The 13,162-nt window shown below is 66.7% G+C and carries 13 protein-coding genes; 11 read left to right on the top strand and 2 right to left on the bottom strand.

Annotation, left to right across the window (positions count from 1 at the left end):
- Positions 1-34 precede the first annotated feature (34 nt).
- The 5 genes from pstC to phoB all read left to right on the top strand — a co-directional run bounded on the left by pstC (position 35) and on the right by phoB (position 4,207).
- On the top strand, positions 35-1,033 hold the full coding sequence (gene pstC / locus ACTZWT_RS22625; RefSeq protein WP_322514637.1) for a phosphate ABC transporter permease subunit PstC: 999 nt from the start codon (positions 35-37) through the stop codon (positions 1,031-1,033).
- A gap of 2 nt (positions 1,034-1,035) precedes the next feature.
- A complete protein-coding gene (gene pstA / locus ACTZWT_RS22620; protein WP_444771934.1) occupies positions 1,036-1,881 on the top strand; it encodes a phosphate ABC transporter permease PstA in 846 nt (281 codons plus the stop codon).
- Positions 1,878-2,702 (top strand): phosphate ABC transporter ATP-binding protein PstB, encoded by an 825-nt coding sequence (gene pstB, locus ACTZWT_RS22615; protein WP_444771933.1) that lies wholly within the window; start codon positions 1,878-1,880, stop codon positions 2,700-2,702. Before pstA ends, pstB begins: the two co-directional genes overlap by 4 nt.
- A gap of 25 nt (positions 2,703-2,727) precedes the next feature.
- Positions 2,728-3,444, top strand: a complete 717-nt coding sequence (phoU, locus tag ACTZWT_RS22610) for a phosphate signaling complex protein PhoU (RefSeq protein ID WP_444771932.1) — start codon at positions 2,728-2,730, stop codon at positions 3,442-3,444.
- A 61-nt stretch (positions 3,445-3,505) separates the two neighbouring features.
- Positions 3,506-4,207, top strand: coding sequence for a phosphate regulon transcriptional regulator PhoB (gene phoB / locus ACTZWT_RS22605; RefSeq protein WP_011439681.1), 702 nt, complete (start codon positions 3,506-3,508; stop codon positions 4,205-4,207).
- 546 nt (positions 4,208-4,753) lie between these two features.
- On the opposite strand, the gene ACTZWT_RS22600 is transcribed toward phoB, so the two are convergent.
- Positions 4,754-5,263, bottom strand: coding sequence for a GcrA family cell cycle regulator (locus tag ACTZWT_RS22600; RefSeq protein ID WP_444771931.1), 510 nt, complete (start codon positions 5,261-5,263; stop codon positions 4,754-4,756).
- Positions 5,264-5,741: 478 nt separating this feature from the next.
- Here ACTZWT_RS22600 and ACTZWT_RS22595 point away from each other — a divergent pair, with 478 nt between their 5' ends.
- The 3 genes from ACTZWT_RS22595 to ACTZWT_RS22585 all read left to right on the top strand — a co-directional run bounded on the left by ACTZWT_RS22595 (position 5,742) and on the right by ACTZWT_RS22585 (position 9,218).
- Positions 5,742-6,953: an aspartate aminotransferase family protein gene (locus ACTZWT_RS22595; protein ID WP_444771930.1), complete on the top strand. Its 1,212-nt coding sequence runs from the start codon at positions 5,742-5,744 to the stop codon at positions 6,951-6,953.
- A 47-nt stretch (positions 6,954-7,000) separates the two neighbouring features.
- Positions 7,001-7,927: an ornithine carbamoyltransferase gene (gene argF / locus ACTZWT_RS22590; protein WP_444771929.1), complete on the top strand. Its 927-nt coding sequence runs from the start codon at positions 7,001-7,003 to the stop codon at positions 7,925-7,927.
- A gap of 220 nt (positions 7,928-8,147) precedes the next feature.
- On the top strand, positions 8,148-9,218 hold the full coding sequence (locus ACTZWT_RS22585; protein WP_444771928.1) for an Hsp33 family molecular chaperone: 1,071 nt from the start codon (positions 8,148-8,150) through the stop codon (positions 9,216-9,218).
- A 200-nt stretch (positions 9,219-9,418) separates the two neighbouring features.
- On the opposite strand, the gene apaG is transcribed toward ACTZWT_RS22585, so the two are convergent.
- A complete protein-coding gene (apaG, locus tag ACTZWT_RS22580; RefSeq protein ID WP_444771927.1) occupies positions 9,419-9,811 on the bottom strand; it encodes a Co2+/Mg2+ efflux protein ApaG in 393 nt (130 codons plus the stop codon).
- Between the two features lie 217 nt (positions 9,812-10,028).
- On the opposite strand from apaG, the gene ACTZWT_RS22575 reads away from it, so the two are divergent.
- Genes ACTZWT_RS22575 through ACTZWT_RS22565 form a run of 3 tightly spaced genes read left to right on the top strand, consistent with a single transcriptional unit; the run spans position 10,029 to position 13,014 of the window.
- Positions 10,029-11,312, top strand: a complete 1,284-nt coding sequence (locus ACTZWT_RS22575; protein WP_444771926.1) for an OpgC domain-containing protein — start codon at positions 10,029-10,031, stop codon at positions 11,310-11,312.
- Positions 11,309-12,088 carry an SGNH/GDSL hydrolase family protein gene (locus ACTZWT_RS22570; protein ID WP_444771925.1) on the top strand — a complete coding sequence of 260 codons (780 nt, stop codon included), beginning with the start codon at positions 11,309-11,311 and terminating at the stop codon, positions 12,086-12,088. The genes ACTZWT_RS22575 and ACTZWT_RS22570 overlap by 4 nt, the downstream gene beginning before the upstream one ends.
- A complete protein-coding gene (locus ACTZWT_RS22565) occupies positions 12,088-13,014 on the top strand; it encodes an SGNH/GDSL hydrolase family protein (protein ID WP_444771924.1) in 927 nt (308 codons plus the stop codon). Before ACTZWT_RS22570 ends, ACTZWT_RS22565 begins: the two co-directional genes overlap by 1 nt.
- Positions 13,015-13,162 lie beyond the last annotated feature (148 nt).

The following is a 13,162-nucleotide window of genomic DNA, read 5'->3' as shown; positions in this document are numbered from 1 at the left end:
GTTCGGGTAGCGTGACAACATCAGGGTGACGGGCGTGGCAGACATGGCGGTTCAGACCACAGGAATGGAGGCCGCCGGACCTTACGACCGCGCCAGAGCCCTCGGCGCGTTCAAGGCCGGCGATACCGCGTTCTACTGGACGACGCGCGCATGCGCGATTTCGGTGTTGCTGATCCTCGGCGGCATCATCCTGTCGCTGATTGCCGGCGCATGGCCGGCGATCCAGGAATTCGGGTTCTCCTTTCTGTTCACCGCGCGCTGGGCGCCGGCCAATGATCCGCCGATCCTCGGCGCGCTCGGGCCGATCTATGGCACGCTGGTCACCTCGGTGATCGCCATGGTGATCGCCATTCCGATCGGGCTCGGGATCGCGATCTTCCTCACCGAGCTGTGCCCGCAATGGCTGCGGCGCCCGATCGGCCTCGCGGTCGAACTGCTGGCCGGCATCCCGTCGATCATCTACGGCATGTGGGGCTTCTTCGTGCTCGGGCCGTTCATGGCGAACTACATGCAGCCCTACATGATCCGCGCCTTCGAGGGCGTGCCGGTGCTGGAGACGATCTTCGCCGGGCCGCCGTCCTATCTCAGCCTGTTCAACGCCTCGCTGATCCTGGCCATCATGGTGCTGCCGTTCATCACCGCGATCTCGGTCGACGTGTTCAAGACCGTGCCGCCGGTGCTGAAGGAAGCCGCCTACGGCGTCGGCTGCACCACCTGGGAAGTGGTTCGCAGCGTGGTGATCCCCTACACAAGGGTCGGCGTGATCGGCGGCATCATGCTGGCGCTCGGCCGCGCGCTCGGCGAAACCATGGCGGTCACCTTCATCATCGGCAACGCCTTCCGGATCACCGGCTCGATCTTCTCGCCGGGCACCACGATCTCGGCCGCGATCGCCTCGGAATTCGCCGAAAGCGACGGGCTGCACCAGTCCGGACTGATCCTGCTCGGCCTGCTGCTCTTCATCCTCACCTTCCTGGTGCTGACGGCGGCGCGGCTGATGCTGATGCGGCTCGAAAAGAAGGCGGGGAATTGATCATGAATCCGGTTTATGCCTCCCGCCGCCGCTCTGATTTCATCATCAAGGCGCTGTGCTACGGCGCCACGCTGTTCGGCGTGTCCTGGCTCGCGATGATCCTGTTCACGCTGTTCTACAACGGCTTCGCCGGGCTCAGCGTCCAGATCTTCACGCAGAACACGCCGCCGCCGGGCTCCGCCGAAGGCGGGCTGCTCAACGCCATCGTCGGCTCCGCGATCATGACCCTGTTCGGGGTCGGCATCGGCGCCCCGCTCGGGCTGTTCGCCGGCACCTATCTGGCCGAATACGGCCGCTACGACCGGCTCACCTCGGTGATCCGCTTCATCAACGACATCCTGCTCAGCGCGCCGTCGATCATCATCGGCCTGTTCATCTACGGCGCCGTCGTGGTGCCGATGGGCGGGTTCTCGGCCTTCGCCGGCGCGCTGGCGCTGGCGGTGATCGTGATCCCGGTGGTGGTGCGCACCACCGAGGACATGCTGCTGCTGGTTCCGGGCTCGCTGCGCGAGGCCGCCGCCGCGCTCGGCCTGCCGCGCTCGCTGGTGATCAAGCGGATCTCCTACCGCGCCGCCCGCGCCGGCCTCATCACCGGCGTGCTGCTGGCGACCGCGCGGGTCGCCGGCGAAACCGCGCCGCTGCTGTTCACCGCGCTCAGCAACCAGTTCTTCAGCCTCGATCTGTCCAAGACGATGGCCAACCTGCCGGTCACCATCAACAACTTCGTGCAGAGCCCCTACGAGTACTGGAAACAACTGGCCTGGACCGGAGCCCTGATCATCACCCTCACCGTGCTTGCCCTGAACATTGGCGCGCGCATTCTCGGCGCCGAGAGGACCCCGAAATGACCGACATCTCCATTGCGACCAGCCTTCCGGCCGGACCGGCTCCCGGGGCGATCGAGTTGCCCGACGGCCCCGCGAAGGTCACCGTGCGCGATCTGAACTTCTATTACGGCGACAACCGCGCGCTGAAGGACATCAACCTCAATCTCGCCGCCAACCGCGTCACCGCCTTCATCGGCCCGTCCGGCTGCGGCAAATCCACCCTGCTGCGGGTGTTCAACCGGATGTACGACCTCTACCCCGGCCAGCGTGCCGAGGGACAGGTGATGCTCGATGGCCACAACGTCCTCGATGCGAAGCTCGACCTCAATCTGCTGCGGGCGCGGGTCGGCATGGTGTTCCAGAAGCCGACGCCGTTTCCGATGACGATCTACGAGAACATCGCCTTCGGCATCCGGCTGTACGAGAAGATCTCGAAGTCGGAGATGGACGGCCGGGTCGAGAAGGCGCTGCGCGGCGGCGCGCTGTGGAACGAGGTCAAGGACAAGCTCAGCGCCTCGGGGCTCAGCCTGTCCGGCGGCCAGCAGCAGCGTCTGTGCATCGCCCGCACCATCGCGGTGCGGCCGGAAGTCATCCTGTTCGACGAGCCGTGCTCGGCGCTCGACCCGATCTCGACCGCGAAGATCGAGGAACTGATCGACGAATTGAAGGAAGACTACACCATCGCCATCGTCACCCACAACATGCAGCAGGCGGCGCGCGTCTCGGAATCGACCGCCTTCATGTATCTCGGCGAACTGATCGAGTTCGGTCCGACCAACAAGATCTTCACCTCGCCGAACGACCGGCGCACCCAGGACTACATCACCGGCCGGTTCGGCTGACGCGCCACGCGCGAGGAGAATGGACATGGGCTTCGAACACACCACCAAGGCGTTCGACGGCGACCTGCAGGAACTGACGCGGATGGTCGCGGAGATGGGCGGGCTGGCCGAACGCCAGATCGTCGATTCGGTCGATGCACTGGTCCGGCGCGACGTCGCGCTCGGCGCCCGCGTCGTCACCGCCGATGCCGAGATCGACCAGATGCAGCGCGTCATCGAGGAGCACGCCGTGCTGACGATCGCGCGGCGGCAGCCGATGGCGGTCGACCTGCGCGAGATCGTCGGCGCGATGCGCGTCGCCACCGATCTCGAGCGGATCGGCGATTTGTCGAAGAACATCGGCAAGCGGGTCAACGCGATCGACAGCGATTTCCATCCGCTGAAGCTGATCCGCGGCCTCGAACACATGACCGATCTGGTGCAGTCGCAGGTCAAGGCGGTGCTCGACGCCTACACCGCGCACGACCTGCCGGCGGCGATGGTGGTGTGGAACGGCGACGAGGAAGTCGACGCGATCTGCACCTCGCTGTTCCGCGAACTCCTGACCTACATGATGGAAGATCCGCGCAACATCTCGTTCTGCATTCACCTGATGTTCTGCGCCAAGAACATCGAGCGGATCGGCGATCATGCCACCAACATCGCCGAGACCGTGTTCTACATGGTCGAGGGCCAGCAGATTCTGGACAAGCGACCGAAGGGCGACGTGACCACCTTCGCCAACGCGACGCCGGGCAACTGACGCGTATCAGCGGGGCGCAGATCGCGCCCCGGATCCGCTCGACTGAAGACGAGGACGATACATGGGTGCGCGCATTCTGGTGGTCGAAGACGAGGAAGCGCTGACCACGCTGCTGCGGTACAATCTCGAATCCGACGGTTACGACGTCGAAACCGTCGCCCGTGGCGACGACGCCGATACGCGCATGAAGGAGCGGCTGCCGGATCTGGTGGTGCTGGACTGGATGCTGCCCGGCCTGTCCGGCATCGAGCTGTGCCGCCGGCTGCGGGCGCGGACCGACACCAAGCAGTTGCCGATCATCATGCTGACCGCGCGCGGCGAGGAGAGCGAGCGCGTCCGCGGCCTCGCCACCGGCGCCGACGACTACATCGTCAAGCCGTTCTCGGTGCCGGAGCTGCTGGCGCGGGTCAAGGGCCTGTTGCGCCGCGCCGCGCCGGAGCGGCTCGCCACCGTGCTGACCTATGGCGACCTCGAGCTCGACCGCGACAAGCGCCGCGTCGCGCGCTCGGGCCGGCCGATCGATCTCGGCCCGACCGAATATCGCCTGCTCGAATTCTTCCTCGAACATCCCGGCCGGGTGTTCAGCCGCGAGCAGCTGCTCGACGGCGTCTGGGGCCGCGACATCTACATCGACGAGCGCACCGTCGACGTCCATATCGGGCGCCTGCGCAAGCTGCTCAATCCCGGCCGCGAGCAGGACCCGATCCGCACCGTGCGCGGCGCCGGCTACGCGCTCGACGACCGCTTCGCCAAGGTGGAGTAGTTTGCCCACCCTACGGCTCGGCTGATCCTGCGCCGGCTCGGCCGCACATCTCAGCTGTCATCCTCCGCGAAGGCGGAGGATCCAGTATTCCCAGGCGCTGCTGAGTGATAACGACGCGCCCTGCGGCGCTGGCAACTCCATCACAGCCGCCCTGCGATACTGGGTCGCCCGGTCGAGCCGGGCGATGACGGGCTGTTGTACCTCGGGCGCTGCGGCTACGCGCGGCGAGCTGTTAGCAACCTGTAGGGTGGGCAAAGCGCAGCGTGCCCACCATCAGCTCGTCAGGTGATCCGCGGGGGAACGTCGCTCCGCGACTTCGCCCACCCTGCGGCTACTAAGCGCCGCTGACGGCTTCGTCTGCAACTGTCCCGACGATCGTCATCCTCCGCGAAAGCGGAGGATCCAGTATTGCAGAGTGGTGGTGATAAGTGCTGACGCTCGGGGTTACTGGGTCTCCCGGTCGAGCCGGGCGAAGACCGTCGGGAGCGGCGAGCCCGGCGAGGACGGCGCTGCGCGGCGGCGGCAATGCTCCGCGCAGAGGAGCGATTACCGCGTCGGCTTCGACTGCTGGCGGCGGCGGTCGCCGACCGGCTGGTAGGCGATCCGCGAATGATGCGAGCAATAGGGCAGGCCGGGCAGCGACTTGCCGCCGCAGAAGAAAAACTCCGGGCTCGACGGATCGCCGACCGGCCAGTGGCAGGTGGCCTCGTTGAGCTCCAGCAGCGACAGCCGTTGGTTCATCGGCACCACATTGTCGAAGGCGACCGGATCGGGCTCGGCCTCGACTTCGAACACATGCGCCAGCGCGGTATTGCCGCGCGCCACCGGCCGCGTCACCCGCATCATGTGCTGGGCGGGGCGCGCCTTGCGCGGCCGCGGCGCCGCCGAGGACGGGCTCTTGGCCCGGCCCGACAGGCCGAGGCGGTGAACCTTGCCGATCACGGCGTTGCGCGTCACATTGCCGAGCTCCGCGGCAATTTGACTCGCCGACAGTCCGCCTTCCCAGAGTTTCTTCAATTGCTCGACGCGCTCGTCGGTCCAGGTCAATGCCGTCATCGTCTCAATCCCTTCCTGCCGCGCGGTACTGGTCCAGCGCCGAGCCGCGGCTGCGAGGTCGTCAATTGTCCTGCCGTCAGAATCCCTTAGCCCTCGCCGGACGGCCGGTGCCGTCCGGGCGTTTCGCCCCGACCGAGAACTCGTAAAGGATTACAAACTGCGCACGACATGTCGTGCCTGACGAGGAAAACGCTACAATATGGCGTGACTCACGCGCAAGAGTCAGACCTGGTGCGTCCACACCTTCTCTCTCGGGTGAGTCTTGAACGTCACAGCGGCGAGCTTGCGGCAAACTCCGGGAACCCTGGCCGAAGCCGCGGTTGACAGGCACTTCAGCACACCTAGAATGACTACACGTGCCGCCTGGAAAGGCGGCACGTTTCGTTTCCGGGGTACTTTCGTTTCCGGGGCATGCCGGGCCCGCGACCGCAGTGATTGCGGCCGGCTCGGCGGCCCGCTTTTTCCGATCGGATCGGCCATGTCGAGCACAGCATCTACGTCCCATCTCCTGCCGGTATTCGCGAGGGCGGATGTCGCCTTCGAGCGCGGCGAGGGCGTCTGGCTGGTCTCCACCAATGGCGAGCGCTATCTCGATTTCACCAGCGGCGTCGCGGTCAATTCGCTCGGTCATTGCCACCCGCATCTGGTCGAGGCGCTGCAGCAGCAGGCGACCCGGCTGTGGCACATGTCGAACCTGTTCAAGAGCCCGGACGGCGAGCGCCTCGCCGCGCGACTGTGCGAGCAGAGCTTCGCCGACACCGTGTTCTTCGCCAACTCCGGCGCCGAGGCGATGGAGTGCGCGCTGAAGATGACGCGGCACCATCATTTCTCGAACGGCTCGCCGGAGCGCACCCGGATCATCACCTTCGAGGGCGCGTTCCACGGCCGCACGCTTGGCACGCTCGCCGCCACCGGCTCGGCGAAGTATCTTGAAGGCTATGGCGAACCGTTGAGCGGCTTCGACCAGGTCCCGCTCGGCGACATCGAGGCGGTGAAGAAGGCGATCGGCCCGACCACCGCCGGCATCCTGATCGAGCCGCTGCAGGGCGAGGGCGGCGTCCGCTCGCCGGAGCCTTCGTTCTTCCGCGCCTTGCGTGAATTGTGCGACGCCCATGGTCTGCTGCTGATCTTCGACGAGGTGCAGACCGGCATGGGCCGCACCGGCGAGCTGTTCGCCTACCAGCGGATCGGCGTCACCCCTGATATCATGTCACTGGCCAAGGCGCTCGGCGGCGGCTTCCCGATCGGCGCCTGCCTCGCCACCGCGGACGCCGCCAAGGGCATGGCGCCGGGCTCGCACGGCTCGACCTTCGGCGGCAATCCGCTCGCGGTCGCGGCCGCCAGTGCCGTGCTCGACGTGATGCTGAAGCCGGGCTTCTTCGATCACGTCAAGAAGATCTCGCTGCTGCTGAAGCAGAAGCTCGCCGGCATCGTCGATCGCTATCCGCAGGTGCTGAGCGAAGTCCGCGGCGAGGGTTTGCTGATCGGCCTCAAGGCGGTGGTGCCGTCGCCCGATCTGGTCGCCGCCCTGCGTGACCAGAAGCTGCTCACGGTCGGCGCCGGCGACAACGTCGTGCGGTTGCTGCCGCCGCTGATCGTCAGCGAGGCCGAGATCGACGAGGCGGTGACGCGGTTGGAGCGCGCCTGCGGCGTGCTGTCCGGCCAGGGCGCGCAGCGGGAGGCGGTGTGATGAGTAGCGCCGAGAACAGTTCCGTGAGGAGACTCGAGAGTCCTGCCATGAACAACGCCCCGCGGCATTTCCTCGATCTGACCGAGGTCCCGACCTCGGAGCTGCGCGCCATGCTCGCCGCCGCCGACGCGATGAAGGCGAAGCGCAAGGCCAATGCGGATTCGGACAAGCCGCTCGCCGGCAAGACGCTGGCGATGATCTTCGAGAAGCCCTCGACCCGCACGCGGGTGTCGTTCGACGTCGGCATGCGCCAGCTCGGCGGCGAGTCGATCATGCTGACCGGCGCCGAGATGCAGCTCGGCCGCGGAGAGACCATCGCCGACACCGCGCGGGTGTTGTCGCGCTTCGTCGACATCATCATGATCCGCATCCTCAATCACGATTCGCTGCTGGAGCTCGCCGCTAACGCCACCGTGCCGGTGATCAACGGCCTCACCCGCAGGTCGCATCCGTGCCAGGTGATGGCCGACGTGATGACGTTCGAGGAGCACCGCGGCTCGATCAAGGGCGCGACCGTGGCCTGGACCGGCGACGACAACAACGTGCTGGCGTCGTTCGCGCATGCGGCGCAGCGCTTCGAGTTCAAGCTCAATGTCGCCACCCCGCCGCAGCTCGCGCCCAACAAGGCGCTGCGCGACTGGATCAAGTCCAGCGGCGCCGCGATCACGCTCGGCAACGATCCGGAGGCGGCGGTGCGCGGCGCCGATTGCGTCGTCACCGACACCTGGGTGTCGATGGGCGACAAGGACGGCGAGCATCGCCACAATCTGCTCAAGCCGTTTCAGGTCAACGCCAAGCTGATGTCGCTTGCCCACAAGGACGCGATCTTCATGCACTGCCTGCCGGCGCATCGCGGCGAGGAGGTCACCGACGAGGTGATCGACGGCCCGCAATCGGTGGTGTTCGACGAAGCCGAAAACCGCCTGCACGCGCAGAAGGGCATTTTGGCGTGGTGCCTGGGCGCGGTGGCGTAGTCGCCACTTTCCCTCTCCCCTTGTGGGAGAGGGTGCCTGAGCGCAGCGAAGGCGGGTGAGGGGGCGGGCACAGTGCCTCGCGTCCACCCCTCATCCGACGCGGACTTCGTCCGCGCCACCTTCTCCCACAGGGGGAGAAGGAAGAGGCCGCCTGCATCGCTGCCATTCGCCCTCCAGCTCGACCCTTCCGATCCCCACCTCCCGCCCCCAGATAAGCGCCATGACCTCGCAATCGCAAAATCCCAAGACCTCCGAGACGCCCCCGGTTCGCGCGCCGTCCGCGGTTCCGATCGACGATGCTGTGCTGCCGTTCGAAGTCGGCCCGCTCGATCTGCGCGGCCGGCTGACCCGGCTCGGCCCGGCGCTCGACGAGCTGCTGGAGAAGCACGCTTATCCGACGCCGGTCGCCAAACTGCTCGGCGAGGCGATCGTGCTGGCGACGCTGCTCGGCTCGGCGCTGAAATTCGATGGCCGTTTCATCCTGCAGACCCAGACCGACGGTCCGGTGTCGTTCCTGATCGTCGATTTCCAGGCGCCCGACCGGCTCCGCGCCTATGCGCGGTTCGACGACAGCAAGCTCGCGCCCGGGCTCGATTCCGGCGCGCTGCTCGGCAACGGCCATCTGGCGATGACGATCGATCAGGGCCCGGACATGAGCCGCTATCAGGGGCTGGTGGCGCTGGAGGGCGGCGGGCTGGAGGAGGCCGCGCACGAATACTTCCTGCGCTCCGAGCAGATCCCCACCAGGGTGCGGCTCGCGGTCGGCGAGGAATGGCGCGGCGGCGAGGGCGGCCGGCACCATTGGCGCGCCGGCGGCATGCTGCTGCAGTTCCTGCCGAAGGCGCCGGAGCGCGCGCGGCCGGCCGATCTGCACCCCGGCGACGCGCCGGACGGCGCCGAGGTCCACGCCGTGACCGAGGACGACGCCTGGGTCGAGGGCCAGTCGCTGATCGCCACCGTCGAGGACATCGAACTGATCGATCCCGACCTGTCCGGCGAGCGGCTGCTGTACCGCCTGTTCCACGAGCGCGGCGTCCGCGTGTTCTCGTCGCTGCCGCTGCGCGCGCAATGCTCCTGCTCGCGCACCGCCGTCTCCGGCATGCTGTCCCGCTTCTCGGCGCAAGACCGCGCCGACATGGTCAAGGACGGCAAGGTCGTGGTGACCTGTGAGTTCTGCAGCTCGGTCTACGAATTCACGCCGGACGAGGCGGGGGTGGAGACGGCCGGCGGAGCCGCGGACGCAGAGGCGAAGGACGCCGGGGCGACCAACGGCGCCGCGACAAACGAGTAGTTCGCTCCTCGTTGAGAACAACCTGTGTCCCGGACGCGATGCAGAACGCAGTGCTGCTTCGCAGATCCGGGACCCCGGTTTTTTCGGTCCGACACGAGATGTCCCGCAGCTGCCTCGGGTGCACCCCAACCGGGGCCCCGGATCAGCAGCGCATCACGCCGCAAGCGCGGCGCGCTGCGCAGCATCCGGGGCACGGAGCGTCAATTCAGCGTCCGCTTGCCTTCCGGGCTGTCCAGCGAGAACGCCGGGACGTCGATCTCGAATTTCTCGCCGCTTTCGCTTTCCATCTGGTAGCGGCCGGCCATGAAGCCGGAGGCGGTGGGGAGGGGGACGCCGCTGGTGTATTCGAAGCGTTCGCCGGGCGCGAGCACCGGCTGTTCGCCGACCACGCCCTCGCCACGGACCTCCTGGGTCCGGCCGGAAGCGTCGGTGATCACCCAATGCCGGGTGCGCAGCTTCACGGTCTCCGCGCCGGAGTTGGTGATCACCACGGTGTAGGACCAGAAAAACTGCCGATTCTCCGCAGAGGAGCGCTCCGGCAGATAGTTCGGCTCGACGGTCACCTCGATCTGGCGGGTTATGGCGCGGTACATCAGGCTTGTTCCAGCTTGCGTCGCAATCATATCGCAGATTCCCCCGCCCAAACCAGCCGTTCGGAACGATTTTCAGGTCCCGCGGCCGATCCGTGGAGCCGCGCTTTCAACATAGTTGCTGCCTAGAGCACTTTCGGTTCAAAATCAGGAGCGGAGATTTGGATTCCTGATCTGAGGCTATTTGCGCCATGGCGATGATGCGCCCGTTCGGAAACCCATGACTCCCGTCGTCACTCCCGTAGTCTCGCCCGTCGCCGAACCGACCGCCGGAGCGCCGCCCGCGGGCCTCCCGCCGCCGCCGCAGGACACGGCCCCGTTGCCGCCGCCGCCGTTGCAACCGGAAGTACGCAAGCCGCCGCCGAAGCGCGAATTGCGGCTCGATCTGTTCCGCGGCCTGGCGCTGTGGCTGATCTTCATCGACCATCTGCCGGCCAATGTGCTGACCTGGCTGACGATCCGCAATTACGGCTTCAGCGACGCCACCGAGATCTTCATCTTCATTTCCGGCTACACTGCGGCCTTCGTCTACGGCCGCGCGATGCGCGACCAGGGCGTGGTGGTGGCGTCGGCGCGGATCATGAAGCGGGTCTGGCAGATCTACGTCGCCCACGTCTTCCTGTTCACGATCTTCCTCGCCGAGATCTCCTACGTCGCCAACAGCTTCCAGAACCCGCTCTATACCGAAGAAATGGGCATCCTGGACTTCCTCAAGCAGCCCGACGTCACCATCGTCCAGGCGCTGCTGCTGCGGTTCCGTCCGGTCAATATGGACGTGCTGCCGCTGTACATCGTGCTGATGTTCTTCCTGCCGCCGATCCTGTGGACGATGCGGCGTTCGCCCGATATCGCGCTGGCGCTGGCGACGCTGCTGTATGCCGCGACCTGGCAGTTCGATCTGCACCTCACCGCCTATCCGAGCGGCGTCTGGGCGTTCAATCCCTATGCATGGCAGTTGCTGTTCGTGTTTGGCGCCTGGTGCGCGATGGGCGGCGCGCAGCGGCTGTCGCGGGTGCTGGCGTCGAATGTCACGCTGTGGCTGTCGGTGGCCTATCTGCTGGCGGCGTTCTTCATCACCCTGACATGGCACATGCCGCAGCTCTACCACATCCTACCGAAATGGCTCGAGCAGTGGATGTACCCGATCGACAAGCCCAATCTCGACGTGCTGCGCTTCGCCCACTTCCTGGCGCTGGCGGCGATCACGGTGCGCTTCCTGCATCGCGACTGGCGCGGGCTGAATTCGCCCTGGCTGCGGCCGCTGATCCTGTGCGGCCAGCATTCGCTGGAAATCTTCTGCCTCGGCATCTTCCTTGCATTCGCGGGCTACTTCGTGCTGGCCGAAATCTCCGGCGGAGCGGTGATGCATTTCTTTGTCAGCCTGGCCGGCATCGTCATCATGTCCGCCTCGGCATGGCTGTTTTCATGGTACAAGAACGCGGTGGCAAAGGGCGGCGGTCAAAAAACAAGCCCGGATGCCGACCTTGCGGGGGGCGATGCATGAGGGCGGGCGGACTGGCCAGCTTGGGATGGGTGCTGGGCTTGGCCCTGCTCGGCGCGTTCGCCGCGCCGGCTCGCGCCGCTGCGGATCCGGCCCATCCGGGCTGCGACGCCCCGGCCTACATGCTGTCCACGGGGATCACGTTGGGCAGGGTCGTGGCTGCGCTCAAGAATGACCGCAAGCTCGACATTCTGGTGGTCGGCAGCCGCTCCTCCAGCATCAGCTCGGCCGAAAGCACGGCCTATCCGGCACGGCTGCAGACGCTGCTGCGCGACAGGCTGCCCGGCATCGCCGTCAACGTCACCTTCGAGATGCGGGTCAAGCGCACCGCCGCGGAAGTCGCGTCCGGGCTCGGCCAGCTCGTTGCCGACCGCAAGCCTGCGCTGCTGATCTGGCAGACCGGGACCTACGACGCGATCCGCTCGATCGATACCGACGAGTTCCGCAACGGGCTCAGCGCGGGCATCGAGGCCTCGCAGAAGGCCGGCGCCGACGTCATCCTGATGAATCTGCAATACAGCCCCCGGATCGAAACCATGATCAATCCGGCGCCCTATCTGGATAATATGCGAGCCGTGGCGCAGGAACACGACGTGCCGCTTTTCGACCGCTTCGCCCTGATGCGGCACTGGAACGAGACCGGCGAGTTCGACCTGTTCAATCCCTCGCCCGGGATCGACCTGGCGATGCGGGTGCATCACTGCCTCGCGCGTGCGCTGTCGACCTTCGTCATCGATGCGGCGAAGATCAATCCGTCGGAGTTGAGGACGTTGCGTTAATGAGGAGTCGAAGGTCCGCGGAGTTCGCCGCAATTGCGGTCGCGGCGGCGTTGCTGCTGGGTGTCACGGTGTCCGGCGCGTCCGGGCAAGCCGGGTCCGCCGAGCCGACGCCACCTGGGCGTGACGCCGCCCCGAAGGGCGTCGCCGGCCAGACCATCGACCGGGTCAAGCAGGCCGCCAGGCAGGCCGGCGATGCGCTGACGCGGGTGCCATGTTTGGCGCCGAAGGGCGGCGGCAAGTCGATCGGCTCGCTGCCCCACGTCGCCCGCAAGCTGATCGCCGGCCAGCCGGTGGTGATCGTGGCGTTCGGCTCGTCGTCGACCCAGGGCTACGGCTCGACGTCGCCGGCGAACAACTATCCGAACCGTCTGGCCGAGCGCCTGCGCCGCCACTATCCGGGCGCCGACATCAGCGTGATCAACAGCGGCAAGGGCGGCGAGGACGCGCCCGAGATGATGGCGCGGCTGAAGGCCACCGTGCTCGACGCCAAGCCCGATCTGGTGATCTGGCAGGTCGGCACCAACGCCATCCTGCGCAATCTCGACCCGGCCGAGACCGGCCGGCTGGTCGAGGAGGGCATCGCGGCGATCCAGGCCACCGGGTCCGACGTGGTGCTGGTCGATCCGCAATACGCGCCGCGGGTCAACGAGCGCGCCGAAAGCGCCGGCAAGATGATCGCCGCACTCGGCCGGCTCGCCGAGCTGCGCCGGGTCGCGATCTTCCCGCGCTTTCAGGTGATGAAGGACTGGCACGAAAAGCAGGCGCTGCCGTTCGAGAATTTCGTCATCGCCGACGGCCTGCACATGAACGACTGGGGCTACGCCTGCTTCGCGCAACTGCTTGCCGACGACATCATCCGGTCGGTCGGCCAGATCAAGCTCGGCGTCACCGTCCCGTCCGACGTCCGCGCCTACCGGCCGATGTGAGGCTCCGCTCGGCCGCCAGGCAAGGCCCGCGCTACATCTGCCGTCGTCATGCCCGGGCTTGACCCGGGCATCCATCGTCCGCGGAGCGGACCTGATAGCGCGATCGCAACAGGCGATTTTGCGAAGAGGGATGGATTGCCGGGTCGAG

Source organism: Rhodopseudomonas sp. NSM (assembly GCF_052445935.1).
Classification (GTDB): Bacteria; Pseudomonadota; Alphaproteobacteria; order Rhizobiales; family Xanthobacteraceae; genus Rhodopseudomonas.
This window is presented reverse-complemented; position numbering and strand designations above follow the sequence as displayed.

What these genes read in the sequence shown, in the direction of transcription:
- pstA (WP_444771934.1), top strand. Translation starts at nt 1,036, where the DNA reads ATGAATCCGGTTTATGCCTCCCGCCGCCGCTCTGATTTCATCATCAAG.
- pstB (WP_444771933.1), top strand. Translation starts at nt 1,878, where the DNA reads ATGACCGACATCTCCATTGCGACCAGCCTTCCGGCCGGACCGGCTCCC.
- phoU (WP_444771932.1), top strand. Translation starts at nt 2,728, where the DNA reads ATGGGCTTCGAACACACCACCAAGGCGTTCGACGGCGACCTGCAGGAA.
- phoB (WP_011439681.1), top strand. Translation starts at nt 3,506, where the DNA reads ATGGGTGCGCGCATTCTGGTGGTCGAAGACGAGGAAGCGCTGACCACG.
- ACTZWT_RS22600 (WP_444771931.1), bottom strand. Translation starts at nt 5,263, where the DNA reads ATGACGGCATTGACCTGGACCGACGAGCGCGTCGAGCAATTGAAGAAA.
- ACTZWT_RS22595 (WP_444771930.1), top strand. Translation starts at nt 5,742, where the DNA reads ATGTCGAGCACAGCATCTACGTCCCATCTCCTGCCGGTATTCGCGAGG.
- argF (WP_444771929.1), top strand. Translation starts at nt 7,001, where the DNA reads ATGAACAACGCCCCGCGGCATTTCCTCGATCTGACCGAGGTCCCGACC.
- ACTZWT_RS22585 (WP_444771928.1), top strand. Translation starts at nt 8,148, where the DNA reads ATGACCTCGCAATCGCAAAATCCCAAGACCTCCGAGACGCCCCCGGTT.
- apaG (WP_444771927.1), bottom strand. Translation starts at nt 9,811, where the DNA reads ATGTACCGCGCCATAACCCGCCAGATCGAGGTGACCGTCGAGCCGAAC.
- ACTZWT_RS22575 (WP_444771926.1), top strand. Translation starts at nt 10,029, where the DNA reads ATGACTCCCGTCGTCACTCCCGTAGTCTCGCCCGTCGCCGAACCGACC.
- ACTZWT_RS22570 (WP_444771925.1), top strand. Translation starts at nt 11,309, where the DNA reads ATGAGGGCGGGCGGACTGGCCAGCTTGGGATGGGTGCTGGGCTTGGCC.
- ACTZWT_RS22565 (WP_444771924.1), top strand. Translation starts at nt 12,088, where the DNA reads ATGAGGAGTCGAAGGTCCGCGGAGTTCGCCGCAATTGCGGTCGCGGCG.